Source organism: Brachybacterium sp. UMB0905 (assembly GCF_002871795.1).
Taxonomy (GTDB): domain Bacteria; phylum Actinomycetota; class Actinomycetes; order Actinomycetales; family Dermabacteraceae; genus Brachybacterium.
Window position 1 is genome coordinate 148,986 of sequence record NZ_PNHL01000004.1, and the last position, 26,417, is coordinate 175,402.

The following is a 26,417-nucleotide window of genomic DNA, read 5'->3' on the forward strand; positions in this document are numbered from 1 at the left end:
AACGGCACGGATCGGTGTTCTCGACGGCTCCGGCGCGGCGTGGCGGATGAGGCGGATAGTCGCCCAGACCGGCGCCCCGCTCACCCCTCGCGCCACCAGTCATCGAGGATCGATGCCGGGGTGGTGCGCTTGTGCCGAGTGGCAAGGTAGCGGCGCTCGATGAGCTCCGCGGCATCCTGCGCGACCTCGCGGCCCTCGAGGTAGTCGTCGATCGTGTCGTAGGCGATGCCGAGCTCCGCCTCATCGGTCTGCAGCGGCTTATCGTCCAGCAGATCTGCGGTCGGCACCTTCGCCCACAGCGGCTCCGGAGCGTCTAGGTGCTGCAGCAGCTGACGCACCTGGCGCTTGTTCAGCCCGAACAGAGGCAGCACATCCGCCCCGCCGTCCCCGAACTTGGTGAAGAAGCCGGAGACCGACTCCGCCGCCTGATCGGTGCCGATCACCAGCAGGTCCCGGTCCCCGGCGATCGCGTACTGCACCGTCATCCGCAGTCGCGCCTTGACGTTGCCGCGGTCGAAGTCGCTGAGCTCCCGGCCGCTGGCGGCATCGGTCGCCTCGACCAGCGCGCTCGTGCCCGGTTCGATGTTCACCGTGTGCTCCACATCGGCGGCCACGAAGTCCATCGCGGCGGAGGCATCGGCCTCATCGGCCTGAACCCCGTGCGGCAGCCGCACCGCGATGAACGTCGCCTCATGCCCCTCGGAGCGCAGCAGCTCGGCGGCCATCTGCGTAAGGCGTCCGCCGAGCGTCGAATCCACGCCCCCGGAGATGCCCAGCACGAAGCCCTTCGCCCGCGCCGACAGGGCGTAGTCGGCCAGGAACCGCACCCGGTCGGCCACCTCCTGCGCGGGGTCGATCCGGGGCTTCACGCCCATCTCAGCGATGATCTGTTCCTGCAGCGCATGCATGGCACGAACCTACCCCGCCGCCGGGCGGGAGCCCAGGGGAGGGACCGATGGGAGGCCGGTCCCGTCATGGCGTGCCACCGGGCCAGCTCACCGCTCGGCCAGCGCGTCGCCGAATGCACCGCCCCCGGGCCCGCGTCAGGCCCGCGCGGGATCAGCCGCCCGTCGGCCCTTCATTGACCACCGTGAGGTCCGCGCCGCCATCACCCATGTCCTCCCCGGTCACGCGCCACTGCACCTCCGGCAGATGCGGGTAGCGGTCATCGACGGGGTGGATGGTGCAGGTGGTCTCCAGGTTCTCGGCGCTCAGCCCGCCGTCGCAGCGCACCTCGATCTCCAGCTGATCGGTGCCTTCTTTGACCTCAGGCGCGGCCTCCCCGAGGGTGCTCTCCACGTCCTCGGCCTGGGCGGGCAGGCGCAGCCAGCCGCTCAACCAGCTGGTGCCGGGGTTCTCGATCTCCGGGATCCGGGCACCGGTCTCCTCGCCGCCGCCATCAGATCCGCCGCCGTCCGAACCGTTCTCGCTGCCCTCATCGGACCCGTCGTCGCCGCCGTCAGACGGCCCCGGCGCAGGCTCGACCGGATCCTCCTGCGTGGGCGCCGGCTTCTCCTCGTCACCCGTGCAGCCGCTCAGCCCGGCGCTCGCCGCGAGCACCACCGCCCCCAGTGCGAGCCATGCCCGCGGTCGCCGTTGCGTCATCCCCATCGCAATCTCCGCTCTCTCCACCCGACCCGCGGCCGGGCCCCCATCGTTCCGCGCTCCCGCACGCCTGTCCAGAACCGCTGGGCATGCGGCAACGATCAGCGGCCGACGGAGGGATCGCCGTCCAGGTCAGCGGGTGAGGCTGCGTCGCTGACACCCCCGCGGGAAACCCGTCCTTTACCGCACCGCGCCCGTCCCCCGGACGTCCCGCGCGCCAGCGGAATGCCGCGCGTACTCTGGGCGGCGTTGTGCCCGAGCGCGAAAGGACCGCGATGAGCGACGTGACCCTGCAAGACATCTATGACCAGGTCCTCCGCCGCAACCCGGGGGAGCCCGAGTTCCACCAGGCTGTGCGGGAGGTCTTCGACTCCCTGGAGTTCATCGAGCAGCGCCACCCTGAGTACCGCGACGCCGGCATTCTGATGCGGATGTGCGAGCCGGAGCGGCAGATCATCTTCCGCGTCCCCTGGGTCGACGATGCGGGGAACGTGCAGGTGAACCGTGGTTTCCGGGTGGAGTACAACTCGGCGCTGGGCCCCTACAAGGGCGGCCTGCGCTTCCACCCCAGCGTGAACCTCGGCATCGTGAAGTTCCTCGGCTTCGAGCAGATCTTCAAGAACTCCCTGACCGGCCTGCCGATCGGCGGCGGCAAGGGCGGCTCCGACTTCGACCCGCACGGCCGCAGCGACGGCGAGGTCATGCGCTTCTGCCAGTCGTTCATGAGCGAGCTGTACCGCCACATCGGCGAATACACGGATGTGCCGGCCGGGGATATCGGTGTGGGTGCTCGTGAGATCGGTTTCCTGTTCGGCCAGTACAAGCGCCTGACCAACAAGTACGAGGCCGGGGTGCTGACCGGCAAGGGCCTGGACTGGGGTGGCTCCCTGGTGCGCAAGGAGGCCACCGGCTACGGTGCCGCGATCTTCGCCGACCAGATGCTGCGGGCGCGCGGCACCTCCTTCGAGGGCCGACGCGTGGGCGTCTCCGGTTCCGGCAATGTCGCGATCTACGCGATCGAGAAGGCGCAGCAGCTGGGCGGCATCGCCGTCACCGCCTCGGACTCCTCCGGCTACATCGTCGACGAGCGGGGCATCGACCTGGAGCTGCTCAAGCAGATCAAGGAGGTTGAGCGCGGGCGGATCCACGAGTACGCGGAGCGGCGCGGCGGCCAGGCCCGCTACGTCGAGGGCGGCTGCGTGTGGGATGTGCCGATGGACATCGCGCTGCCCAGCGCCACCCAGAACGAACTCGACGGCGACGCCGCGAAGACCCTGCTCAGCAACGGGGTGCTGGCGGTCTCGGAGGGTGCGAACATGCCGTGCACCCCGCAGGCCGTGGCCAGTTTCCGCGAGGCCGGCACCGCGTTCGGCCCCGGGAAGGCCGCGAACGCCGGCGGGGTGGCCACGAGCGCCCTGGAGATGCAGCAGAACGCCTCCCGGGACACGTGGAGCTTCGAGCACACCGAGAAGCGCCTCACCGAGATCATGACGAATATCCACACCACCTGCCTGGAGACCGCCGAGGAGTACGGCTGCCCGGGCGACTACGTGGTGGGTGCGAACGTGGCCGGCTTCCGCAAGGTCGCCGACGCGATGCTCGCCTTCGGGGTGATCTGAGGGGGCTTCCGGGCTCGAGATGCACTGGAGCCCGCCCCGCGGGTGCTTGCGGTAGCTACTGCCGGTGCGCGGGCGATGCGCTCAGCGCCCGCCCGCGCGCCACGATGCGTCGGGCCACCCGCACGGTCTGCGCGGCGTAGACGCTGCCGAACAGCACGACGTGCGCGAGCAGGCCGAAGAACAGGTGCGCCGGCAGATCCTCCCGCCAGCCCCGGGGCAGGGGATGCGCCTGCTCGTAGCCGGCGTAGATCTCATCCAGGTGCGGGGCGCCGAACAGGGACAGCATCGCGAGGTCTTCGAGGCGATGCCCACCGTGCGCGGCGGGGTCGATGAGCGTGGCCCCACCCGCGGTCCACAGCACGTTCCCGGCCCAGAGGTCACCGTGCACCCGGGCCGGTGCCTCCCGGCCCTGACCGGCGATGCCGTCGAACGCACCGGCCGCGATCACCGCGATCGCCTCTCGCACAGCGCGGTCACCCTCGGCCCCCATCCGGGGTGCGGCCTGGTCCACCAGGGGCAGCAGCCGGTCCTCAGCCCAGAACACGGCGAAGCGCTCATGCGACCGGGTCGGCACCTCGAAGGGGTCGCTGAGCGGCCCGAAGAACGCGGGGGAAGCCGGAGCCCAGCCGAAGCCCGGCGCTCCCGCATCATGCAGGCGGGCCAGCCCGCGCCCCAGCTCCCGGGCCGCCTGCCCCGTCGGCGCCACCTCCGCCAGATGCTCCAGGTGCAGGCCCTGCTCATCCAAGCCTCGCACCGCCACCACGGGCAGCGCCCCGGGCTCAGCGAGCCAGCGCAGACCCGCCGCCTCAGCCTCCAGATGCCCAGGCGGTGCCGTGGCGGAGTGCTTGGTGAACACGCTCATGCCGCCACCTCCAGCTCCGCGGCGAGGGTGCGGCGCAGCACCGGCAGCACCTGCCGGTGCAGGGAGCGCGTCGCCGCCCGCGCGGCAACATGCACGAGCATCCCGGTGCGCTCATAGGCGGTCCAGGCCCGCATCCGCTCCCGCAGCGCCGCCGTGTCCGCCACTGCATCGGGCACCTCGCCCAGCGCCGCCCGCGCTCGCTGGTACGCCTCCACGAACCCAGCCACCTGCTCCTCGCCGAGCGGCACATACCAGGGCCCGCCATGCACGGCACCGCCGATGATCGCGAGGTCCCGCGCCGGATCATCGGCCTGCGCCCACTCGAAATCGATGAACCCCACCCGTGGCGCGTCCTCGCCCGGCGCAGGTTTCTCCCACAGGATGTTCGTGGCGCACAGGTCACCGTGGCACAGCGCGAAGCCGTCCAACTGCGCGATCTGCTCCTCCACCTGCTCCACCCGCCGCAGCGCCGCGGTGATGAACGGCTCGAGGCCATGCTCGCGCACCACATCCCGGTGCCGGGTGCGCCACTGCTCAGCAGCGGCCTCGACCTCGGCCAGCAGCGATGGGCGTCCCGCTGGCACCAGCGCCCACGGGTCCTCCCCGAGCGTCACCGGGCCCCGGCCGGGCGCGGCCACGAAGTGCAGCTGCGCGAGATGCTCCGCGTGTGCCACCAGGTGCGCGTGCGTCCATGTCCCCGGGGGCGCGGGGGTGCCCGGCACATCGGTGGTCACCACGTACGGGTGGCCGATGGGGCTCGGCGCCGCATGGTCCTGCACGGCCACGGGATCTGGACCCACCCCTGGCGGCAGCAGCGTGAGCGCCGCGATCTCGTGGGCCAGGTCTTGGTGCAGATCCTCCGGTGTCCCGTGGGGGATCCGCACAATCAGCGGGGCGTTGGTCTGCGGGATCACCCGCCAGGCCGCAAAGGTCTCACCCACGCCCGCGAGCGCCACCCGCGCCGTCCCGGACAGCGAGGCGGGCAGCACGCTTTTGTGCAGGCCCGGCAGGCGCACTGGAGATTCGGCGTCCCGCAGCGGCAGCACGAGCGTGCCGTCCTCCCAGGCCGCGGCGAGGCGCTCGCCCATCGCGGGGGAGGCCACGTCCAGTGGGGCAGGGGTCGCAGCGGAGGGGTCGGGGGTCATCTCACTCCTTACGCCGACCCCTCGATCCTACCGAGTCGCAGGTCACCCGGCCGGACGGCCCCGACCGCCGTTACGATGAGCGGCGTCCACCGCATCACCCGCCCCCACAGCCCCCGGAGGTCCCATGGAGCTTGTCCTCCTCGCGATCGCCATCGGTCTGGGCGTGGGCCTGGTGGTGGGGGCGCTCGGTGCCGGCGGCGGCATCCTCGCGCTGCCCGTGCTGGTGTACCTGCTGCGCCAGGATCCGCATGCCGCGGCCGCGTCGAGCCTCGTGATCGTGCTGATCACGGCGCTGGCGAGCCTTCCGCATCATGCGCGGCACGGGAACGTGGACTGGCGCAACGGCCTGGTGTTCGCAGGGGTTTCGACGGTGGGCGCCGTGGCAGCGTCGCGGCTGTCGGTGCTGCTGGATGCGCAGCTGCTCATGACCCTGTTCGGGGCGATGCTGGCCCTCGTGGCGGTCGCGATGCTGCAGCGCGGATTGCGCACACGCGGGCAGGAGCGGGTGCTGCGCGAGACCCGTCGGCGCCGCGCGGAACACGAAGAGCCGGTGGCCCACCACGATGACCCGGTGCTGGATCAGCCCGGCCCGGACACCGTGGAGATGGCCGATGGGATCCAGCACCATCACGGCGAGCCGGATATCCCCACCTCACCGCCGCCCCCGGCGAGCCCCCGCCTCTCGCTCGTCGCCCTCACCGCCACGATCACCGGGTTCCTCACCGGCTTCTTCGGGGTGGGCGGGGGTTTCATCGTGGTGCCGATGCTGGTGATCGCCCTGGGCCTGGCGATGCGCCGCGCCTCCGGCACGAGTCTGCTGGTGATGATCGTGGCGACCATCGTGAGCCTGCTGGCGCGCGTGGGGACCGAGGTGCAGATCGATTGGGGCGTGACCCTCGCGTTCGCGGTCGCCTCCGCGGTGGGCGGGGTGATCGGCGGGCCGATCTCCGCGAAGGCCCGCGCCTCCACGCTCACCCTCATCTTCGCCGCGCTGCTGGCCGGGGTCTCCGCGGTGACGCTGTTCCAGACCCTCACCGGCTGACCGGCCCCGTACAGCCCTCGGGGTTCAGGCCCCGGCGTCGGGGCCGCCCCGTTCAGGCTTCGGCGCCCACCAGGTGCCGCACCACGTCATCGATCAGCCGGGCCCCGGCGCGGGCGGTCCGCGCATCCTGGTCCAGCAGCGGATTCAGCTCCACCACATCCAGCAGCGCGAGCTTTCCGGAGCACGCGGCCGCGCGCGCCGCCGCGGAGATCAGCCCGAGAGGCAGGCCGAGCGCCGCGGGAGCGGACACCCCCGGTGCGACAGCGGCCGGCAGCACATCCAGGTCGATCGTCAGGTACAGCACGTCCACGCTCGCTGCGAACTCCTCGACGAACCGTCGCACTCCCGCGAGGCCCTGCTCAAAGCACTGCTCATCGGTCATCCATCGCACGCCCAGCTCCCGTGCGCGGTCGAACAGCACCGGGGTGTTGGACGGCTCGGCGATGCCGAGCACCGCATAGTGCAGATCGCGGCCCGCGGCCCGCTCGGCGGCGGCCATCTGCATAAACGGTGTCCCGGAGGTGGGGTGCGGCTCCTCGCGCAGGTCGAAGTGCGCATCGAGGTTCAGCACGCCCCACGTCTTCCCCGCAGCCACGGCCCGTCCGGAGCCGATGAGCCCCAGATATGAGGCCCAGGCGGTTTCGTGCCCGCCGCCGAGCACCACGGTCAGCCGGTTTCCGGGCGCATCCAGGGCGCGGGTGATCAGCGCGGCGGCCTGTTCCTGCCCTCCCTCGAGGTTCTCGCCGACGGTCTGCGCATCGCCGAGGTCGCGCAGCTGCACCACATCGGTGGCGAGCGCGCCGTGCAGGGCCATCGGGGCGAGCGCCGCACGCAGCGCCTCCGGGCCCTGCGCCGCCCCGACCCGGCCGCGGTTGCGCCGCACTCCCTCATCGGAGCAGAACCCCAGCAGCGTCACATGCTCGGCTGCAGCCCCGGCAGGAGGGGCCGACGGGCTCGATGGGGCGGTGGCGGTCTTCGGCCCGGCGCCCAGTACCTGGATTTTCTGGTGCCAGCGGGCGTGCTCGGGGCCGTCGCCGTCGTGGCGTCCGGTCCAGACGGTCGGGGACGGGGCGGGGGTGGACATCAGGGCCTCCTGGCGATGCGGCGGCGGATCCCAGCCATCATCCCACCGCGCACCGAGGCGCACCTCCACCGCGGCCGCTGGGGAGCGTGCGCCACGGCAGCGGGCGCGCCCCGCCCCGGCGACGTGGGCTGTCTTCGCCCCGCATCGGGGTCCGTTCCGCCGTTCTGTCCGGGACCCCGGTCGCCGATGGGGCGCTGGGCCTGGCATCCTTGGATCCCATGACGTCTCCTAAGGTCCCCGCGGCCGACGCGACGCTGCGTCTGCTGACCCTGCTCGCTGCGCGCCCGGACCCGGTGCCGGCGGCGCGCCTGGCGGCTGAGCTCGAGCTGCCGCGCTCGCGCACCTACGACCTGCTGGCCACCCTCGTCGAGCACGGCTATGTCATTCACCTGAGCGAGGAGCGGCTGTACGGCCTGGGCCCGGCCGCCCATCAGCTCGCCGGCGGCTATGTCCGACAGGACCCGCTGGCGCGCATCGGCCGCCGCGTGGTGGAGACGATGGTCGATGAGGTGGGGGAGTCCGGCCACCTCGCGGTGCTGCACGGTCGGGACGTGCTGTACGTCGTGGAGGAGCGCGCCAAGGGCCGCCCCAGCCTCGTGACCGATGTGGGGGTGCGCATCCCCGCGCATCTGACCGCCTCGGGCCGCGCCATCCTCGCCGGGCTGCCACCCGCGCAGGTGCGTGCCCTGTATGGGCGGACGGCGGATTTCTCCTCCCGCACCGAGGTGCCCGGTCCGCAGTCCCCGGCGGAGCTGCGGGAACTGCTCGGCCGGGTGCGCAGCGAGGGGCATGCCCGCGAATCCGGAGAGGTCACCGAGGGGTTCTCCTCGGTGGCCGCGCCGGTGCGGGACCATGCCGGCTGGCCGGTCGCGTCCGTCGCGATCACTGCGCAGACGTCGTTCGGCGCCACCGCCCGCACCGGGGAGAAGGACCCGACAGACCGGCTCGTGGAGGCTGTCACCCGCGCCGCCGCGGAGCTCACCCGTCGGCTACGCGGCCGCACCGCCCCGACCACCTGACACCTGCGGTGGATCGAGCGTGCGCTCGCGCGGGATGACCTGCTGCGATGTCGCCGCCACACCCCTCAGGTCCGACATACCGGACAGCTTGCGCGCCTGTCCTCTCCTCATCGATGCCCCGGGATGGTTGAGTGGACGAATCCCCGCACCACCTGCCCCAGGAGACGATGATGACCCTGCCCGGAGCCCGCCCCGTCCGCGCCCCCCGCGGCACCGTGATCAGCGCCAAGTCGTGGCAGACCGAAGCGCCGCTGCGCATGCTCATGAACAACCTCGACCCCGAGGTGGCCGAGCGTCCCGACGACCTCGTGGTCTACGGGGGCACCGGCCGCGCCGCCCGCTCCTGGGAGGCGTTCGATGCGATCGTCGACTCCCTGCTGGATCTCGAGGATGACGAGACCCTGCTGGTGCAGTCCGGCAAGCCCGTCGGCATCCTGCGCACCCACGAATGGGCTCCGCGTGTGCTCATCGCCAACTCCAACCTCGTGGGCGACTGGGCCACCTGGCCCGAGTTCCGCAAGCTCGAGGCCGAGGGCCTGATGATGTACGGCCAGATGACCGCCGGCTCCTGGATCTACATCGCCACCCAGGGCATCCTCCAGGGCACCTACGAGACCTTCGCCGCCGTGGCGAAGAAGCGCTTCGGCGGCACGCTCGCCGGCACCATCACCCTGACCGGCGGTTGCGGCGGCATGGGTGGTGCGCAGCCGCTCGCGGTCACTCTCAACGACGGCGTGTGCCTGGTGGTGGATGTGGACCGCGCCCGCCTGGAGCGGCGCGTCGCCAAGCGCTACTGCCATGAGATCGCCGATGACCTCGAGGACGCGGTCGCGCGCGCCAACCGTGCCAAGGAGGAGAAGCGCGGGCTGTCCATCGGGATTGTCGGCAACGCCGCAGAGGTGTTCCCGGCACTGCTGGCCAAGCAGCGCGCCGGGGAGATCCGCATCGACGTGGTCACCGATCAGACCTCCGCCCACGATCCGCTGAGCTACCTGCCCGTGGAGGTCGCGGTCGACGAGTGGCAGCGCGAGGCCGAGGCGGACCCGGAGGGCTTCACCAAGAAGTCCCGCGAGTCCATGGCCCGCCAGGTCCAGGCGATGGTCGAGTTCCAGGACGAGGGCGCCGAGGTGTTCGACTACGGCAACTCGATCCGCGATGAGGCCCGCCACGCCGGCTACGACCGCGCCTTCGCCTTCCCTGGCTTCGTCCCCGCCTACATCCGCCCCCTGTTCTGCGAGGGCCTGGGCCCCTTCCGCTGGGTGGCGCTGTCCGGCGACCCGAACGACATCGCCGTCACCGACGCTGCGCTCAAGGAGCTGTTCCCCCAGAACGAGCACCTGCACCGCTGGCTGGACGCCGCCGCGGAATACGTGGAGTTCGAGGGCCTGCCGGCGCGCATCTGCTGGCTCGGCTACGGCGAGCGTCACCGTGCCGGCCTGCTGTTCAACGACCTGGTGCGCGAGGGCAAGGTGAAGGCCCCGATCGTCATCGGCCGCGACCACCTGGACTCCGGCTCGGTCGCCTCCCCGTACCGGGAGACCGAGGCGATGCTGGACGGCTCCGATGCGATCGCGGACTGGCCGCTGCTGAACGCACTGACGGCCGCGAGCTCCGGCGCCACCTGGGTGTCGCTGCACCACGGTGGTGGGGTGGGCATCGGCCGCTCCATCCACGCCGGTCAGGTGGGGGTGGCCGACGGCACCGCGCTCGCCGCCCGCAAGCTCTCGCGCCTGCTCACCAACGATCCGGCGATGGGTGTGATCCGCCACGTGGATGCCGGATACTCCCGCGCCGACCAGGTGTCCCACGAGCGCGGGGTGCGCATCCCCATGACTCCGACGCGGCGGGACTGAGCCCGCGGCGGGGAGTGCGTGAGGGCCGGGGAGCATCTGCTTCCCGGCCCTTCGGCGTCACTCTCAGCTGTCAGGGATCTCCCCGATTGCCACGTCGTCACCGGGTACGGCGACAATCGCTGTCGCCATGCCCGCTCACCGCCCTCGTCCAGTGCATCACGAACACCAGAGGGTGCGCGACGGGGACACGTCCCCATCGCTCGGCCGACACGTCTCCTTGCCTCCGCTGCTGGCTCCGTGTGACGCTCCATCCTGACCGATCACTGGCGACGACCTGACGGGGGCACGATGCGCCGGATGCGACGAAGGACGCTTCTGCTCTGGTTCCTGCCCGCCGTCGCCCTGGCGAGCTGCGAAGCGAACGGTCCGGGTGAGGACGAGGATCCAGAGCAGGACGGAGACGCCATGGATACTACGCGCAAGAGCGCGGAGGAGACGCGGGAGCTCGCGGACGCCCGCCTCGCGGATGCCGAGCAGGCGCTCACCGAGGTCTTCCCGGGCCTTACGTGGGTCTCGGACGGCGAGGCAACGAGCACCACCGAGGACGGGACCTGCGTGTACCGGCCCGCACCGCGGCGTGTCCAGACGTACCTGGGACGCGAGGAGGAGGACCACCCGCTGATCGAGGAAGCGCTCACGGAGGCGCTTGCCGCGCATGGCCTCCCGGAGCCCGAGCCGCTCACCGGAGGCGTCGGCGGATGGCTGACGACGAGCAGCCGCGGCAACGGTCTGGAGCTCGAGTTCCGGTCCAAGGGGTACGCCGAGCTGCGGGTGAGCGCCCGCAGCGACGGGCCCTGCACGGAATGATCCCGCCGCGTTCCGGGAGTCAGTGAGTGTCCGGAGACACGTACGCGTCCTCTCCCGGCACGACGAACGCGCCGCACCGGCCTAGCCTCGTTCTATGACTTCCACCCTGTTGACCGGCATCAGCGAGCTGTGGACCCTCGACCCGGACCTCGATGAGCCCGGCACGGCCGCGACCGATGCCCAGGTGCTGCGTGATGCAGCGCTGCTGATCACCGACGGGCAGGTGGCCTGGTACGGCCCGGCCGATGAGGCCCCGTCGGCCGATGACACGATCGATCTCGAGGGCCGCGCGGTGCTGCCCGGCTGGGTGGATTCCCACACTCACCTGGTGTTCGACGGGGACCGCTCAGGAGAGTTCGAAGCCCGCATGGCCGGGCAATCCTACGCCGCCGGCGGTATCCAGGTCACGACCGACGCGACCCGCGAGGCCTCCGATGCGCGGCTCGAACAGCTCGTGCGCGAGCGGATCGACCAGGCCGTAGCCGGGGGCACCACGACCCTGGAGGCGAAGACCGGCTATGGGCTGACCGTCGAGGATGAGGCCCGCGCGGCCCGCATCCTCGCCCGGCTGCGGGAAGCCGGGCAGGTGGACGCCGTGACGTTCCTGGGCGCGCACCTGGTGCCCGGGGAGTACCGCGGCCGGGCCGAGGAGTACCTCGAGCTCGTGATCGGTCCGATGCTCGCAGCCGTCGCCGAGCACTGCGACTTCATCGACGTGTTCTGCGAGGACGGCGCCTTCACCCGCGAGCAGTCCGCGCGTGTCCTGGTTGCGGGGCGTGAGGCGGGCCTCGGCCTGCGGGTCCACGGCAATCAGATCTCCGCAGCGCAGGACGGACTGGGCCTTGCCGTCGAACTGGGCGCCGCGAGCGTGGACCACCTCAACCATCTGGCCGACGGCGACCTCGAGAAGCTCGCGGAGTCCGGCACCGTCGCGACCGTCCTGCCGGCCTGCGACCTGTCCACCCGCGCGCCGCTCGCCCCCGCGCGCGAGCTCCTCGACGCCGGCGCCACCGTCGCGATCGCCTCGAACTGCAACCCCGGCACCTCCTACACCTCGGCGATGAGCTTCTGCGTCACCACCGCGGTGCTGCAGATGCACCTCTCGCTCGCCGAGGCGATCCGCGCCGCCACCCGCGGCGGGGCGGCGGCGCTGGGCCGCAGCGACGTCGGCCATCTCGGGGTGGGGGCGCGGGCCGATGTGCACGTGCTGGACACCCCACATGCGATCGACCTCGCCTACCGGCCCGGGATGCCGCTCACCCACCGGGTGTGGCGCGCCGGACACGAGCACCTATGAGACCACCACGCTGGTGAGACGGCCTCGCGCCGCACCTCATCCCCCGGCACACTGGCGCTGACTCACCGGTCACAGAGCGCCGGGGCGCACCGCCGCGACTCTCCCCGCAGTCCTTCTCCCTGGAAAGGACGGTCGACGATGAAGCCGACCCCCACTGTCCATTCGTCACCGGCTCGTGGAAGAAGGGCATCCTACGCACCGTCTTCGCCTTCGCGAACATCGTGGGCCTGGCGGTCGCGGTGTGTGCAGCGCTGGGATGGTTCCCCGGCCCGCTGGGCAATCCGGGCATCGGCCCGTTCCTGTGGGAGAAGCTCGCCATCCCCGTCGGGCTCATCGTCCCCGTCGGCGCGATCTTCCTGGCCCTGCTGATCACGGACCGGGTGTACCGCGAGGGCCGCTACACCGGGCGGGAGGCGGCGATCATCGCCACCGGCTTCTCCACGGTCTCCGCGACGTTCATGCTCATCGTGGCCAGCACCCTGGAGCTCATGGATCGGTGGACGCTGTACTTCATCGTCACCCTTGTCGTCACGTTCGCGGTCACGGCAATCACGGTGCGGATCCCCCCGCTGGGCACCATCCCCGATGAGCCGCACGAGGATGCCGAGCATGACCCGGAGCCCGAGGCCCGGGGGAACCGCCTGCGTCACGCCTGGGATGAGGCGATGCGGGCGCTGCACACCGCGCCGAGCCTGCCCCGCGGGACATGGGCGACGTTCCGCGATGGCGTGCTCATGAGCTCCGCGATCGTCCCGTCGATCCTCTCAGTGGGGCTCGCGGGCCTGCTGCTGGCCACCTACACGCCGGTGTTCGATGTGATCGGCTGGCTCTTCGTGCCCTTCGCCTGGCTGGTGCAGCTGCCGGATCCGGCCCTGGCCGGGAAGGCTGTCTCGGTGGGCATCGCCGAGATGTTCCTGCCCGCCACCGTGGTGGCCTCGCACCCGTCGGAGGTGCTGCGCTTCACCGTCGGCGTGGTTGCGGTCTCGCAGATCATCTTCTTCTCCGCCCTGGTGCCCTCGATCCTGGCCACCTCGATCCCGGTGAGCGTGTGGCGTCTGGTGGTGCTGTGGATCGAGCGCGTCATCCTCACCATCCTCATCACCGCCCCGCTCGCACACCTGCTGCTGCTCGTGGTGTGAGGGGAAAATTCATCGACCGGCGGTGGGCCGCGCCGTACCCTGCCGCCATGCACCTCACCACCCGCCCCCTGGCACCCGACGACCGTGCGCAGGTCATCGCCCTGTATGACGCCGTCGGCTGGGGTGCATACACCGCGGACCCCGGCCGGCTCATACGTGCCCTCGCCGGCTCCGCCGTGGTGGCGACCGCCTGGGACGGTGGGGAGCTCGTGGGGCTCGCCCGCGTGCTCAGCGACGGCGAGACCATCGCCTACCTGCAGGACATCCTGGTGCAGCCCGACCATCAGCGCCGCGGCATCGGCGCGCGGCTGCTGCAGACCGTCCTCGAGCCCGTTGCACAGGTGCGCCAGACCGTCCTGCTGACCGACGACGAGCCTGGACAGCGGGCCTTCTACGAGTCGATGGGGTTCACCGAGGCGCATGACCACAGCCCGGGGATGCGGTCCTTCGTGCGGCTGCAGCCCTAGCGCCGCGTGATGGTCCCGCTCGGCGCACAGCTCGACGCGATGCGTACCGGGGAGGTGCTGGAGCTGCGGGTCGTGGAGGGCGAGCGCTGAGCGTCCCCGGTAAGAGTCCGGGGTGCCGGACTCGCGTCAGCTCGCTGGAGGGCCGAGAGAGCATCGTCGCTGTTCACGGTGCTAATCGGCTCCTCCGTCGGAGTCTCGGTCCGTGCTTGGAACCGGGCTCTCACCCTGCCAGAATCCGCACATGACCACTCCTGCCGCGATCACCCTGTCCACTTCCGGCATCACCGCCGCAGACGTCCTCGCCGTCGCCCGTCACGGCGCCCGTGTGGACCTGGACCCGGCCGCCCGGGAGCAAGTCGCGCAGGTCCGCGCCCACGTGGACGCCCTCGCCGCCGGCGAGACCCCCGTCTACGGCGTGTCCACGGGCTTCGGCGCGCTCGCCGACACCTCGATCCCGCCGTCGATGCGCCACGCACTGCAGCGCTCGCTGATCCGGTCCCACGCCGCAGGCACCGGCCCCGAGGTGGAGACAGAGGTGGTGCGCGCCCTCATGCTGCTGCGCGCCCGTACCCTCGCCTCGGGCCGCACCGGCGTGCGCCCCGTCGTCGTCGAGACGATGCTCGCCCTGCTGAACGCCCACATCACCCCCATCGTCCACGAGTACGGATCCCTCGGCTGCTCCGGGGACCTCGCCCCGCTGTCGCACTGCGCGATCGTCCTCATGGGCGAGGGGCGGGCCCGCGACCGCGACGGCGTGGAGCGGCCCGTCCCCGAACTGCTCGCCGAGGCCGGGATCGAGCCGATCCTGCTTGAGGAGAAGGAGGGCCTGGCCCTCATCAACGGCACCGACGGCATGCTCGGCATGCTGCTGATGGCGCTGGCCGACCTCGACGAGCTCACCCGCGCCGCGGACCTCACCTGCGCGCTGTCCGTGCAGGGCCTGCGCGGCCGCGACACCGTCTTCGCCGCCCAGCTGCATGAGCCGCTGCGCCCCCACCCGGGGCAGGCCGCATCGGCCGCGAACATCCATGCGCTGCTCGCGGACTCCCCGATCGTCGCCGACGTCCTCGCCGAGGGCTCGCGCGTGCAGGACGCCTACTCGCTGCGCTGCGCCCCGCAGGTCGCCGGCGGCGTGCGCGACACGATCGAGCACGCCCGCACCGTCGCCGAGCGCGAGCTCGCCGCCGCGATCGACAACCCCGTGGTGCTGGAGGACGGCACCATCACCTCCAACGGCAACTTCCACGGCGCGCCCGTCGCGTACGTGCTGGACTACCTGGCGATCGCGAGCGCGGACCTCGCCTCCATCGCCGAGCGCCGCACCGACCGCATGCTCGACAAGGCCCGCTCCCACGGGCTGCCCCCGTTCCTGGCCGATGACCCGGGCGTGGACTCCGGCTTCATGATCGCCCAGTACACGCAGGCCGCCCTGGTCTCCGAGATGAAGCGCCTGGCGGTGCCGGCGAGCGTGGACTCCATCCCGTCCTCCGCCATGCAGGAGGACCATGTGTCGATGGGCTGGCATGCTGCCCGCAAGCTCCGCACCAGCGTGGACAACCTCCGCCGCGTGCTCGCCATCGAGCTGCTCACCGCCGCCCGTGCGATCGACCTGCGCGCGCCGCTCACCCCGTCGGCCCCCTGCGCCGCCGCGATCTCCGTGCTGCGAAAGGCGGTCGAGGGACCTGGCCCGGACCGCTTCCTCGCCCCGGACATCGCCGAGGCGGAGGCGCGGCTGCGGGACGGGTCCCTGCTCGCGGCGGTGCAGGAGGTCAGCGGTCCTCTGCGCTGATCTCGTCGGCGCCGGACGCGCCGGCAGGTGCGGAGGACGCATCGGCCGCAGGGCCGATGCCGAGGCTGCCGTCGACCTTCAGCGTGGTGCCGTACGGCAGCGACTCCAGCAGACGCAACCGCGCCAGCACAGGGCTCTTCTCGAGCATCTGTGCGGCGGCCAGACGCGCCCGCGTGGCCTTCACCTCGCCGCGCGCCCGCTCCAGATCCTTGGCGACCTCCAGCTCCGTGACCAGCGCCTGTTCGCGCGCGTCAGCGAGCGACCGCGGGGCGGAGACGTCCTTGAGCAGAACATCCAGCACCTGAAGGCCCACCGCCTCCCCGGTCGTGCGGGCCGCGGCGAGCACCGGCGCGAGGTCCACCTCACGGCGCAGCAGCTCCTCCAGCTCGGTGCCCGCCACGACCTCCCGCAGCGCGATCTGCACCGCGAGGTACACCTCCTCCTCGGCCGCCGATGCCGTGGTCACCAGACGCACCGCGTCGGCCACCCGCAGGCGCACCGCCGCGGTGACGTGCACGTCCACGCCCTCGCGCACCGCGATGGCCTGCGGCGCCAGCGTCAACAGGCGCGTGCGCAGATCCACCTGCGCCACCCGGTCACCCGGCCGGGCGAACGTCGGCGCCGCGAGCTGCTCCACCCGGCCCCCGCGCACACGCAGCACCGCGTGCCCCGGCAGCGGTGCCGGGGTACGCAGACGGGCGCGACGGAAACGGGCATCGACGGTGGACATGAGGGCCTCCTGGTCAGGGATGGACAAGGGGTCCGAGGACCCTGGTGGACGAGATGGGTGGTCAGGCGGATGCCGCCGGGCGGACGCGGAACGGGCGGGGTGCCGACGCGTCACCCGGCACGCAGCCGGGATCGGTGACGGACCGCTGGCCCGGGCCGCGGGGGCCCGCCGGGCGGCATCCAGAAGGGACTTGAACCCTGTTGATCCCGCAGGATCGTGCCTCTGCGTCACAGCGCAGTGCGCCGCTGGTCGATATGCGGAACGCCTCGGGAAGACCTCTGGCGCCGCTCCCCGAACGGCATGGACCAGTGTGCGCCCGGGTGGCGGGACCTGCCAAACGATTTATCGGCGAGGAGCGGAAGGAAATGACCTCTGAGCGGCACGCTGCGTGCATAGTGCAGGCGTCGTGCCGCTGAGAGGTCGAATTCCTCCGCCCAGGCCGGGTCCTGCGCCGCCTCAGCGCACCTCGATGAACATCGGGTTCGTGTAGAACCAGGTGTCGGCCCAGGGGTTGCCGGCGTCCGGCTCGCCACCGTGGGGGATCGGCCCAGCCGGATCCACATCGGCCCCCATTGGACCGACGCCCGAGCGGTTCCCGTCGGAGCCGCGCAGCCGCACGTACAGGTCCGAGTTCACCGGCCCCAAGGAGAACTCGAGCGTGTAGGGCTCCTGGCCGCGGTCAGCGGTGTCCTGGCGCTCGGCCACGCGGGTGTTCGGGGTGGACTGGGTGTCCGGGTCATCGAACGGCCCGGTGACATCGCCGCGGATCAGATCCACATGCGCGAGCACCGGCAGGATCCCCGCCGAGTTCTCGCGCGTGGCTGGCGTGACGTGCACGCGCAGCACCACCTCGGTGCCCGCGGCGACCTGGAGGGTGCCGCCCAGGGTGACGGCCGCGGAGCCGTCGGCGGTGGTGAGCTCGACCGCGAGGTCGCCCAGCAGGTGGCCGTGGTCGATCCACACTCGGCCTGCACGCAGCGCCTCCATCACCGCCAGGTGGGAGCGGCTGGTGGCGCCCACGTGGGTGCGGGAGAACTGGCCGGGCCAGTAGTCGCTGCCGCCCTGCGGTTCGCCGGTGTCCACGGGGACGGGGCGGCGGCCGGCGCGGTCGAAGTTCGCGCCGCTGGCACCCTCGTCCCAGCCCTCGCCGGTGGGGTAGTCGCCCACGCGCCAGGTGTCGTGGGTCTTCAGGTGCAGGTCCGAGTTGGAGGTGATCCAGTAGCGACGGCCCTCGGCGAGCAGGGAGTCCCACACGCCGCCCACCACGGAGGTCATCCAGTCAAAGCCGCCGCGGGTCACGTAAGACTCGGCCGGGTAGTCGGGGTGGGAGTCCGGGCGCGGGGAGTTCTCGTACTCGCCGCGCTGGTACTCCGGGGCCCGGTTCTTGCCGAAGGCGGAGCCCTGGGCGCCGGGAGCACCCTCCATGCCGATGAAGATCTCGGGATCCGCGTCCTGCCACAGGCGCAGCTCATGAGGTGCGTCGATGCCCAGGCGGCTGGGATGGTTGGCCAGCACCAGGACGTCGTCGATGAAGCCGTCGCGCTTCATCTGCCCGAGCCAGGCGATCGCGTCGGCGGCGTGCTGCTCCCATTCGGCCTCTTCGACGGAGCCTACGTCGGGCTTCTCCCAGCCGTTGAGCTTGCCGTCGTGCATCAGCTCGAAGGTGCGCAGCAGGCGGGCCTCATTGGGGCCGGGGGCGACCATGACGGTGCCGTGCTCGGCGGCGGGGATGTACCACTCCAGGCCCTGGAAGACGAGCAGGTCGCGGCCTTCGCGTGCGGCGCGGATCTCGCGGTTGGCCTCCCAGACGCCGCCCTCGTGGGCGTGGCCCAGGTTGGCGTGCTCGGTGAAGGCGATGGCGTCCACGCCGAACTGTTCGGCGCGGTCCAGCACCTGCTCCATCGTGTACTTCGCGTCATGGGAGTACAGGGAGTGGACGTGGTGGTCGAGCACCAGCCAGGTGAGTTCGGAGCCGACGGGTGCGGCCGGGGCCGGAGAGGAGGGGAGGGCTGCTGCGGGGGTGGCAGGCGCTGCGGCGGCGCTGGTGCCGGTGAGGACGGCGGCGCCAGCGGCGAGGGAGCCGGCGCGCAGCACGGAGCGGCGGTCGAGGGACGGGGAGGTGGGGGCGGTGCTCCCGGGGGTGCGGGTCATCGGGGTCTCCTGAGGATGCACGGATGGGGTGTGACGACGCGCCGGCACCGAGGATCCGCGCTGCCACCCGCGGATCTGACCGCACAGTAACGGGTGTGGGTGAACATCGGATTCGTGTCGTCGTAACTGCGTTTTCATCGGTCTGACCACGGGTGTTCATCGACCGGGTGCATGGTGGGGCCGACGCCTGCCGCACTGTCCCGCCACTTCCTACGAGCCGAGGACATCCCGTGCGAACCAGCCCCTTCCGCCGCCCGGCGGCCCTTGCCCTGCCTGTTGCCCTGACCGCCGCGGTGCCCGCCGCAGCGCTGCTGCTGGGCGGCATGACCCAGCCCGCCCATGCGGCCGTCGAGATCGATGAGGACGTGCGCGTGCTCATCGAGACAGCCGACGGCCCCCAACCCGAGGGTCCCCTCGAGGCCGCTCCCTTCACCTACACCGTTGTCTCCCGTGACGCCTGCACCGCCCCCTACACCGACGGTGCCCGCGCGGTGATCACCCAGGAGGGCGCCGACCCCGAGCGCGTGGTCCTCTCCGGCGTGGAGGAGCTCGAGGATGACGGCACCGCCCGCATCTCCATGGATGCGGTGCTCGCCGACCTCGTCGGGCCCGGCAAGGCCACGCTGACCGTGGAATGCGTGCAGGTCACCAACGGCATCCCCGAGTTCGGGGACGAGAACCCCGCCGGGGAGCTGACCATCACCGAGGACACCTGGGAGATGGACGGCATCACCATCACCGAGGGCCCCGAGCCCGAGCAGCCCACCGACCCCGCGCCCACTGATCCGGAGCCGACCGAGGAGGAGCCGAGCGGCCCCGCCGATGATGGCACGGACGCGCCGGGCGGTGACGAGGGCACCGGCGGTGGCGAGGACGCCTCGGGCGGCACCGGTCGCGGCGGTGGCGCTGGCCAGGCGGGACAGACCGGGAAGGACAGCGCGGGCGCCACCCGCCCCGACGGCTGGCTCGCCCGCACGGGCGTGGAGGCCAGTGCGCTTGCGCTCACCGCAGCGACCCTCATCGGCGGCGGCGCTGCGCTCGCGTGGCGGGGTCGGCGCAAGGGCGTGCAGCGGTGAGCCGCGGCCCCGTCACCCGCCGCGGCCTGCTGGGCCGGGCAGCGCTCGTCGGCGCCATCAGCCTCGGGGCACTCTCCGCCGCGCCGATCATGCCGAATGCCCGGGCGGAGAAGCCGCTCATCGGCCCCTCCAGCACGGCCGACCCGTCGCTCGTGAACCCGCCGCCGCCCGGGTTCGTGCCCGGCAGCGCGCTGGTGCGCGCGCACGCCCACAACGACTACCTGCACCCCAGACCCCTGTGGGATGCGCTCGCCGCGGGATTCGGATCCGTGGAGGCTGATGTCTGGTACCGCGAGGGGCGGCTGCTGCTGGGACACACCCGGGTCGAGACGCTCTCGGCGCGGACCCTCGAGCAGTGGTACATCCAGCCCCTGGCGGCGCTCGTGCGCGAGAGCGGACGAGTGCTGCCCGACCTCGAGCAGCCCTTCCAGCTGCTGATCGACGTCAAGGAGGAGGGCGCTGCCACGCTCCTGGCGATCGAAGAGATGCTGCAGGGGTACCGCGACATCCTGTGCCGCGTGGAGGACGGCCGGACCGTGGACGGCGCGATCCAGGTGGTCTACACCGGGAACCGGCCCTTCAGCGTGATCAGCACCGCGCCGGTGCGGTTCGGGACGATGGACGGGCACGACGGTGATGTGCCGACCGCGCCGGATCCGGCCCGGATGCCGCTGGTCTCCGAGAGCTGGTCGATGCTGGGTTGGCAGGGTTTCGGCAGCATGCCGGCCGACCAGGAGGAACGCCTCGAGCGGTTCGTGGCTGACGTCCATGCCTCCGGTGCGAGGGCCCGGTTCTGGGGTGCGCCTGAGCTCCTCCCCGGCCGGCGTCCGGTGATCTGGGATGCCCAGCTGAATGCCGGGGTGGACCTCATCGGGACCGATCATCTGCAGCATCTGCGGGAGCATCTGCTGGCCCGCGGGCTGTGAGGCGTGTATCCGGTGCCCCGACCCCGCCCCCGGGGCGGGGTCGGGGCTGGAACAGAGCGGACCGCAGTGCAGAGAGGGGCATAGCCACCGCACCTTTGACCTGCGGGCTCATCCCCGCTGCGCGGGGAGCACGGATGATCCGGTAGCAGGGTCGCTCCGGCCTTCGGCTCATCCCCGCTGCGCGGGGGCACACCGGGCCAGGCAGCACCGCGTGCCCCGGCAGCGGTGCCGGGGTGCGCAGCCGGGCGCGACGGAAACGGGCGGGGTGCCGACGCGGGTCGCGGCATGCTGCCGTGACCGGTGACGGACCGCTGGCCCGGGCCGCGGGCTGTGCCAAGCGATTTATCGCAGGGCCGTGCCCTGCTTCCAGTAGCCCACGAAGCACACCTCGTCTCGATCCCAGCCGCACTCGTTCACGAGGAGCCGCCGCGCCCCCGTGGCCAGGGCGGACTCCCCGGCTGCGAAGGCGGCGCGATCCTCGGCGGGCAGATCCAGCTCCCGCAGCGCCGCGAGCGCCAGCGCCCCGGGGGCCGTGCCCGTCGGCCGTGGCAGCCAGCGGATCTCGCACTGCTCGGGGATGTCCTCGACCTGTGCATCGGCCGCATCGGGCACCTCCACCAGGGCGATGCCGCAGGTGGTGCGGTCGCAGTCCCGCAGGATTCCGAGCACCGCCGACAGCGCCGTCTCATCGGCCACCAGCACGAGGTTCCGGGCCGGAGGGTTCGCCCAGGTGCAGCCTTGGTCCAGCAGCACCAGCGGTGAGCCCGGCCGGGCATCGCGCGCCCACGGAGCGGCGACCCCGGCATCACCATGCAGCACCACGTCGATGTCCACCTCGCCGAGCTCGGGCCGGGCCTGGCGCAGCGTGTAGTTGCGCAGCGTGGGCCGCACGGCCGGGCGGCGGGCGAGCATCCGCACGTAGCTGGAGCGGGTCAGGCGCTCAGGCACGTTCTCGAGCCCGCCACCCTGGGGGGAGGGCAGGAATAGCCGTGCCCACTGGTCGAAGCCCTGCCACTGGAGGTCCGTCAGCCCCGCCCCGGCCACGGTGAGGCGCTGCATGGACGGGCTCAGGCGGATGCTGCGCACCACCTCGGCGGGCACCGGGCTGGTGGCCGGGCGCTCCACGGTGCGGGCGGCGCTCATCGGGAGCTCCCGACGGGGGTGGTGCGCAGCTGGAGCACTCCGGCCACAGTGCCCAGCAGCGCGAGCACCGCAGTGCCGGCCAGCACGATCCCGTAGCCGAACGACCCCGCGAGGTACAGCGCCCCCGAGCCGAGGATGTAGCTGGCGACCATCGCGATCGCCGCCAGAGTGGTGAAATCCGTGCCCTCGGAGCTGGGGCGCGCGAGCGACATGTTCACGGTGTACACGAGCGTGGAACCGGCCGCCATCGCCGCCACATGCAGCCCCAGCAGCAGCGTGGTCGTGACCACCGGCGCCTCCGCGGTGACCAGGGGGATCAGCGCGAGGGTGCTGAGTGCCACGAGCGGCCCGGTCACGGCCAGGCAGCGGGCGCGCCCGAATCGGCGCAGCGCCGCCCCCACCAGCAGGGAGGCCGCAGCCGCCGGAGCGGCCAGCAGCATCCCCATCACCACGCCCAGGCGCGGCAGCGACCACCCGGCATCGGTCAGCACCGGCGTCCACAGCGGATAGGCCGCAGTGGTCCCGCCCAGCAGCAGCGGCATCACCAGCAGGCCCCAGCGCGCGGCACCGGACCGACGGAACACCTGCCACAGCGCGGCGTAGGCCTGGCTGAGGCGGGGTGCGGGCCCAGCGGGCAGTGCCTCCCGGTGGGCGAGCACGAGCGGCAGCGGCAGCAGGCACAGCGCCGTCAGCACGAGCATCGCGGGAACCCACCCGGCGGCCGCGTAGATCAACACGATCAGTCCTCCGCCCAGGACGTTGCCCAGCCACTGGGCGGCGTTGGCGACGCCGTTGGCCAGCGGCCGCGTGGCGTCGTCCACCGCGCGGGCCGTGAGCCCATCGGCCGCGATGTCCTGCGTGGAGCTGGTGAGGGTGTACGCGACCACGGCGGCGCTCAGCAGCGGCAGGTGGTGGACGGGATCCGGGATCGCCACGAGTGCGAGGCTCGTCAGACCCAGCAGCGGTTGCAGGATCAGCAGCCAGCGACGGTAATGCCCTGTGGAGCGGCGGCCGAAGCGGTCGATCAGCGGGGCCCACAGGGGCTTGAACGCCCAGGCGGCGCCGGCGAGGGTCACCGCAGCCAGAGCCTCCAGGGAGACGCCCTCACGGCGCAGGATCGCTGAGAGCCCCACGTACAGGAAGCCGACCCCGAGGTACTGGGTGATGTACAGGCCGGAGACCAGCGCCAACAGCCGGGCGGTGCGGCCCGCCTGCGGGCCGGGGGTGCTGCTGCGCGGCGGGGGCGCGGCGACCGCGGTGGTGGTGGCGCCGGGGATGACGGCGCTGGCGCCGGGTGTGGCGCTGGTGCCGTTGTGTGCAACACCCACGGGCGGGGCCTTTCCCTTGAGGACTGGACCCGCAGGAGATTACACGACGCTGGCGTTGCGTAAATACCCCGGAGGTGGATTGCCCGGCCGATGCGTGGCCGGGCGCGGGGCCAGCCTCCCGGCCCCTCAGCGCACCGCGGCAGCCTTGTTCTGTCCGATGTGCGGCGAATCGGCGGGAGCATGTGCCCACGGACGGATGTGCATGGCGCGAAGTCAAACCTCTCCGTGCTGGTGGCGCGTGTGCCCGGTGCTGGGGCGCGTCAGAGCTTCTGCCTGCCGGGCGGGGCTGCGCCTCACGGGTGATTCCCACTACAGTCGAAACCTGAAGCAGTGTCCTGCGGGACGCCGCGGCAGGGGCCGACAGCTCACGTCGGCCCGTGTTTCATACCTCCTTCACGCGATCGGATCTTGAGCTCATGCGCACCCCGAGCAGCAGAGTGGAACCCCGCCTCTCCCGTCGACGCGCCCTCGCCGTGGGCGGCGCTGCCCTGAGTGCGACCGCGCTGGCCGCGTGCGGCGGGGCGCAGCGGCTCACCAGCGAGGAAGCCAGTGAGAGCAACCCGCTGGTGCTGCGGATGGCCAACAACCTCGACCCCAAGCACGTCACCTCCGTGGCGCTGGAGGAGTTCATTGCCGATGTGCAGGAGCGCAGCGGCGGGCGGATCCGCATCGAGCATTACGCCTCGGGGCAGCTGGGCGGGGAGCCGCAGGTGCTTGGGCAGCTGCGGCAGGGCATCGTGGATCTCACGCGCGTGGGCGCCCCAGGTCTGGCCGCCTGGGATCGCGGCTACCACGCCTTCGGGTTGCCGTACGTGTTCGACTCCGAGGAGCACTACTACGCGGCACTGGACTCCGAGGCGATGCGCGAGTTCTTCACCGGCAGCCAGGAGCAGAACTTCCTGGGACTCACCTACTACACCTCCGGCGCACGCTCCTTTTACACGGCGAGCACGCCGATCCGCACCCCCGAGGATCTCGCGGGGCTGAAGATCCGGATCCAGGACATGGCCACACAGGTGCAGATGACCGAGGCCTTCGGCGCCTCCCCGATCGTGATGGGCTTCGGGGACACGTACACCGCGCTGCAGACCGGCCTGATCGACGGCGCGGAATCCAATGAGACGGTCCTGAATCAGTCCGGACACGGCGAGGTGTCCAAGTCCTTCTCACTGACCGAGCACACCCGCATCCCCGACATGCTGGTGATCGGCGCGCGGGCGTGGGAACGGCTGTCCGAGGAGGACCGGACGCTGCTGCAGGAGGCGGCGATCGCCTCCACCGAAGCGCACAAGGAAGCGTGGGCCCAGAGCATCGAGGAGGCGTACGCCGAATCCGAGGAGATGGGCGTGGAGTTCATCGAGGACGTGGATACCGACGCCTTCGCCGAGCTCGCCGCCCCCGTGGTGGAGGAATTCGCCTCCCGTCATCAGGAGGTCGCCGACCTGCTGGACATCATCGACCAGGCACGCCGCTGAAGGAGCGACCATGACCCGGATCCATGCCCTGCGCCGCGGACTGTCCAGCACCCTGCTGTGGGCCGCGGGCGTGCTGTTGGTGATCATGACGGTGCTGGTGGTCATCCAGATCATCACCCGCTACGCCATCAACCAACCCACCGCCTGGACGGAAGAGCTGGTGCGCTATGCGCTGATCTGGACCAGCTTCCTGGCGGCCTCGTACGCCTTCATCGAGCGGCGGCATATGGCGCTGAGCTTCCTGCGCGACCGCCTACCCCCACCGGCGCGGCGCGGCGTCATGATCGCCGTGGATGTGCTCGTGCTGCTGTTCGCCGTGCTCGTGCTCGGGGTGGGCGGAACGATGCTGGCGCTGAACTCCATCGGCGACCTCTCGGCGCTGCTGGGGATCTCCCGCGGTGCCGTGTACGCGATCGTCCCGATCAGCGGGCTCGCCATCGCGCTAGCCCAGGTGGTGGTGTTGTTGGATCGAGATGAAGGGCCGACGGGGGCCGCGCAGCCGGGGGCCGATACCCCCGAAGCCCGCACCACCGGAGGGAAGGGGGAGGATCGATGAGCGCGCTGGGTGCCACCATCCTGCTGTTCGGCCTGTTCTTCCTGCTGCTGTTCGCCTCCGTGCCGATCTCCATCGCCATCGGCGTCTCTGCTTTCGTGACGATCGTGGCGGTGCTCGGCTGGGGCGATGCGACCTTTATCCTCGGCCAGCAGATGACCGGGGGAGTGGAGAGCTTCAACCTGCTGGCCATCCCCTTATTCATCTTCGCGGGCAACATCATGAACTCAGGCGGGATCGCTCGCAGGCTCGTGGACCTCGCCCTCGTGGTCACCGGGCGGATCCCCGGGTCGCTCGCGCACACCAACGTCGTGGCGAACATGCTGTTCGGCTCTCTGTCCGGCTCCGCGGTGGCCTCGGCCGCGGCGATCGGCGGGACCCTGCACAAGCGGCAGGTCGAGGAACGCTACGACCCGGCGTTCTCTGCTGCGGTGAACATCTCCTCCGCCTCGACCGGGCTGCTCATCCCACCCACCGCTGCTGCGATCGTCTACTCGACGGTGGCCGGTGGCCTGTCGGTCTCCGCCCTGTTCATGGCCGGGTACATCCCCGGCATCCTCATGGGGCTCGTGGTCATGGCCGTGGCGCTGGTGTTCGCGAGCAGAGCTGGCCTGCGCTCCACCGAGCGGGTGGGGATCCACCAGGGCCTCGTGGTGCTGGGCCGGGCGGTGCCATCGCTGCTGCTGATCATCATCGTGGTGGGCGGCATCGTGGCCGGGGTCTTCACCGCCACCGAGGGAGCGGCCGTGGCGGTCGTGTACTGCCTGCTGCTGTCCCTGGCCTACCGGGAGCTGACCCGCGCGGCGATCGGCCGGATCATCACCGAGACCGTGGCCGCCACCGGCGTGGTGATGCTGCTGGTGGCCGCCTCTAGCGCGATGAGCTGGATCATGGCCTTCACCGGCATCCCCGGCGCGATTACCGAGACGGTGCTGGGCACCACCAGCTCCGGGCCGGTGGTGATCCTGCTGATGCTCGCGATCCTGCTGCTGGTGGGCACGTTCATGGACATCACCCCGGCGATCCTCATCTTCACGCCGATCCTGCTGCCGATCGCCGAGGAGATCGGGATGGACCCGGTGCACTTCGGCATGGTGCTGATCCTGTCGATGTGCGTGGGCACGATGACCCCGCCCGTCGGCTCGGTGCTGTTCGTGGCCACCGGCACGACCGGGGTCAGCATCGAGAAGGTGGTGCCGAAGCTGCTGCCGTTCTTCGCCGCACTCATCGCGCTGCTGCTGCTGATCGCCTACGTGCCGGCGCTGTCGCTGTGGCTGCCGGGGCTGACCGGGTCGCTGGAGTGAGTC

23 protein-coding genes are annotated in these 26,417 nt (G+C 71.6%); 14 read left to right on the forward strand and 9 right to left on the reverse strand.

Annotation, left to right across the window (positions count from 1 at the left end; translation table 11 throughout):
* Positions 1–80: 80 nt before the first annotated feature.
* Both nadE and CJ197_RS05180 read right to left on the reverse strand, forming a co-directional pair.
* Complete coding sequence (gene nadE / locus CJ197_RS05175; RefSeq protein WP_102235679.1) at positions 81–908, reverse strand: ammonia-dependent NAD(+) synthetase; 828 nt, start codon at positions 906–908, stop codon at positions 81–83.
* A 151-nt stretch (positions 909–1,059) separates the two neighbouring features.
* Positions 1,060–1,605 carry a hypothetical protein gene (locus CJ197_RS05180; RefSeq protein WP_146007704.1) on the reverse strand — a complete coding sequence of 182 codons (546 nt, stop codon included), beginning with the start codon at positions 1,603–1,605 and terminating at the stop codon, positions 1,060–1,062.
* Positions 1,606–1,880: 275 nt separating this feature from the next.
* On the opposite strand from CJ197_RS05180, the gene gdhA reads away from it, so the two are divergent.
* Positions 1,881–3,224 (forward strand): NADP-specific glutamate dehydrogenase, encoded by a 1,344-nt coding sequence (gene gdhA / locus CJ197_RS05185; RefSeq protein WP_102235681.1) that lies wholly within the window; start codon positions 1,881–1,883, stop codon positions 3,222–3,224.
* Positions 3,225–3,279: 55 nt separating this feature from the next.
* Here the strand turns inward: gdhA and CJ197_RS05190 are convergent, their stop codons facing one another.
* On the reverse strand, positions 3,280–4,086 hold the full coding sequence (locus CJ197_RS05190; protein ID WP_102235682.1) for a fructosamine kinase family protein: 807 nt from the start codon (positions 4,084–4,086) through the stop codon (positions 3,280–3,282).
* Positions 4,083–5,231 carry a phosphotransferase family protein gene (locus CJ197_RS05195; protein ID WP_102235683.1) on the reverse strand — a complete coding sequence of 383 codons (1,149 nt, stop codon included), beginning with the start codon at positions 5,229–5,231 and terminating at the stop codon, positions 4,083–4,085. The genes CJ197_RS05190 and CJ197_RS05195 overlap by 4 nt, the downstream gene beginning before the upstream one ends.
* A 124-nt stretch (positions 5,232–5,355) precedes the next feature.
* On the opposite strand from CJ197_RS05195, the gene CJ197_RS05200 reads away from it, so the two are divergent.
* Complete coding sequence (locus CJ197_RS05200; protein WP_102235684.1) at positions 5,356–6,273, forward strand: sulfite exporter TauE/SafE family protein; 918 nt, start codon at positions 5,356–5,358, stop codon at positions 6,271–6,273.
* 52 nt (positions 6,274–6,325) lie between these two features.
* On the opposite strand, the gene hutG is transcribed toward CJ197_RS05200, so the two are convergent.
* On the reverse strand, positions 6,326–7,357 hold the full coding sequence (gene hutG, locus CJ197_RS05205; protein ID WP_102235685.1) for a formimidoylglutamase: 1,032 nt from the start codon (positions 7,355–7,357) through the stop codon (positions 6,326–6,328).
* Positions 7,358–7,575: 218 nt separating this feature from the next.
* Here hutG and CJ197_RS05210 point away from each other — a divergent pair, with 218 nt between their 5' ends.
* The 7 genes from CJ197_RS05210 (at position 7,576) to hutH (ending at position 15,728) form a co-directional block, all read left to right on the forward strand.
* On the forward strand, positions 7,576–8,376 hold the full coding sequence (locus tag CJ197_RS05210) for an IclR family transcriptional regulator (RefSeq protein WP_102235686.1): 801 nt from the start codon (positions 7,576–7,578) through the stop codon (positions 8,374–8,376).
* 170 nt (positions 8,377–8,546) lie between these two features.
* Positions 8,547–10,229, forward strand: coding sequence for a urocanate hydratase (hutU, locus tag CJ197_RS05215; RefSeq protein WP_102235687.1), 1,683 nt, complete (start codon positions 8,547–8,549; stop codon positions 10,227–10,229).
* A 297-nt stretch (positions 10,230–10,526) separates the two neighbouring features.
* On the forward strand, positions 10,527–11,036 hold the full coding sequence (locus tag CJ197_RS05220) for a hypothetical protein (RefSeq protein WP_102235688.1): 510 nt from the start codon (positions 10,527–10,529) through the stop codon (positions 11,034–11,036).
* Between the two features lie 94 nt (positions 11,037–11,130).
* Complete coding sequence (hutI, locus tag CJ197_RS05225; protein WP_102235689.1) at positions 11,131–12,333, forward strand: imidazolonepropionase; 1,203 nt, start codon at positions 11,131–11,133, stop codon at positions 12,331–12,333.
* 239 nt (positions 12,334–12,572) lie between these two features.
* Positions 12,573–13,472 carry a YjiH family protein gene (locus tag CJ197_RS05230; RefSeq protein WP_199173877.1) on the forward strand — a complete coding sequence of 300 codons (900 nt, stop codon included), beginning with the start codon at positions 12,573–12,575 and terminating at the stop codon, positions 13,470–13,472.
* A gap of 47 nt (positions 13,473–13,519) precedes the next feature.
* Positions 13,520–13,939 (forward strand): GNAT family N-acetyltransferase, encoded by a 420-nt coding sequence (locus tag CJ197_RS05235; RefSeq protein ID WP_102235690.1) that lies wholly within the window; start codon positions 13,520–13,522, stop codon positions 13,937–13,939.
* A 241-nt stretch (positions 13,940–14,180) separates the two neighbouring features.
* Positions 14,181–15,728 carry a histidine ammonia-lyase gene (gene hutH, locus CJ197_RS05240; RefSeq protein ID WP_102235691.1) on the forward strand — a complete coding sequence of 516 codons (1,548 nt, stop codon included), beginning with the start codon at positions 14,181–14,183 and terminating at the stop codon, positions 15,726–15,728.
* Here hutH and CJ197_RS05245 read toward each other — a convergent pair.
* Together CJ197_RS05245 and CJ197_RS05250 are read right to left on the reverse strand one after the other, a co-directional pair.
* The gene (locus tag CJ197_RS05245) at positions 15,709–16,458 is read right to left on the reverse strand and encodes an SPFH domain-containing protein (protein ID WP_102235692.1); all 750 of its coding nucleotides are present in this window, start codon (positions 16,456–16,458) and stop codon (positions 15,709–15,711) included. The genes hutH and CJ197_RS05245 overlap by 20 nt on opposite strands.
* A gap of 456 nt (positions 16,459–16,914) precedes the next feature.
* Positions 16,915–18,609 (reverse strand): PHP domain-containing protein, encoded by a 1,695-nt coding sequence (locus CJ197_RS05250; RefSeq protein WP_146007705.1) that lies wholly within the window; start codon positions 18,607–18,609, stop codon positions 16,915–16,917.
* Positions 18,610–18,839: 230 nt separating this feature from the next.
* On the opposite strand from CJ197_RS05250, the gene CJ197_RS05255 reads away from it, so the two are divergent.
* Together CJ197_RS05255 and CJ197_RS05260 are read left to right on the forward strand one after the other, a co-directional pair.
* Entirely contained in the window at positions 18,840–19,685 is an 846-nt protein-coding gene (locus CJ197_RS05255) for a hypothetical protein (RefSeq protein ID WP_102235694.1), read from the forward strand.
* The gene (locus CJ197_RS05260; RefSeq protein ID WP_102235695.1) at positions 19,682–20,611 is read left to right on the forward strand and encodes a phosphatidylinositol-specific phospholipase C/glycerophosphodiester phosphodiesterase family protein; all 930 of its coding nucleotides are present in this window, start codon (positions 19,682–19,684) and stop codon (positions 20,609–20,611) included. Before CJ197_RS05255 ends, CJ197_RS05260 begins: the two co-directional genes overlap by 4 nt.
* A gap of 342 nt (positions 20,612–20,953) precedes the next feature.
* Here the strand turns inward: CJ197_RS05260 and CJ197_RS05265 are convergent, their stop codons facing one another.
* Together CJ197_RS05265 and CJ197_RS05270 are read right to left on the reverse strand one after the other, a co-directional pair.
* Entirely contained in the window at positions 20,954–21,754 is an 801-nt protein-coding gene (locus CJ197_RS05265) for a siderophore-interacting protein (RefSeq protein ID WP_102235696.1), read from the reverse strand.
* Entirely contained in the window at positions 21,751–23,082 is a 1,332-nt protein-coding gene (locus CJ197_RS05270) for an MFS transporter (RefSeq protein WP_102235697.1), read from the reverse strand. Before CJ197_RS05270 ends, CJ197_RS05265 begins: the two co-directional genes overlap by 4 nt.
* 416 nt (positions 23,083–23,498) lie before the next feature.
* Here CJ197_RS05270 and CJ197_RS05275 point away from each other — a divergent pair, with 416 nt between their 5' ends.
* From CJ197_RS05275 to CJ197_RS05285, 3 genes are read left to right on the forward strand one after another with little or no spacing between them, the layout of a single operon-like run.
* On the forward strand, positions 23,499–24,557 hold the full coding sequence (locus CJ197_RS05275; protein ID WP_102235698.1) for a TRAP transporter substrate-binding protein: 1,059 nt from the start codon (positions 23,499–23,501) through the stop codon (positions 24,555–24,557).
* A gap of 10 nt (positions 24,558–24,567) precedes the next feature.
* The gene (locus CJ197_RS05280; protein ID WP_102235699.1) at positions 24,568–25,113 is read left to right on the forward strand and encodes a TRAP transporter small permease; all 546 of its coding nucleotides are present in this window, start codon (positions 24,568–24,570) and stop codon (positions 25,111–25,113) included.
* Positions 25,110–26,414, forward strand: coding sequence for a TRAP transporter large permease (locus CJ197_RS05285; protein ID WP_102235700.1), 1,305 nt, complete (start codon positions 25,110–25,112; stop codon positions 26,412–26,414). The genes CJ197_RS05280 and CJ197_RS05285 overlap by 4 nt, the downstream gene beginning before the upstream one ends.
* Positions 26,415–26,417 lie beyond the last annotated feature (3 nt).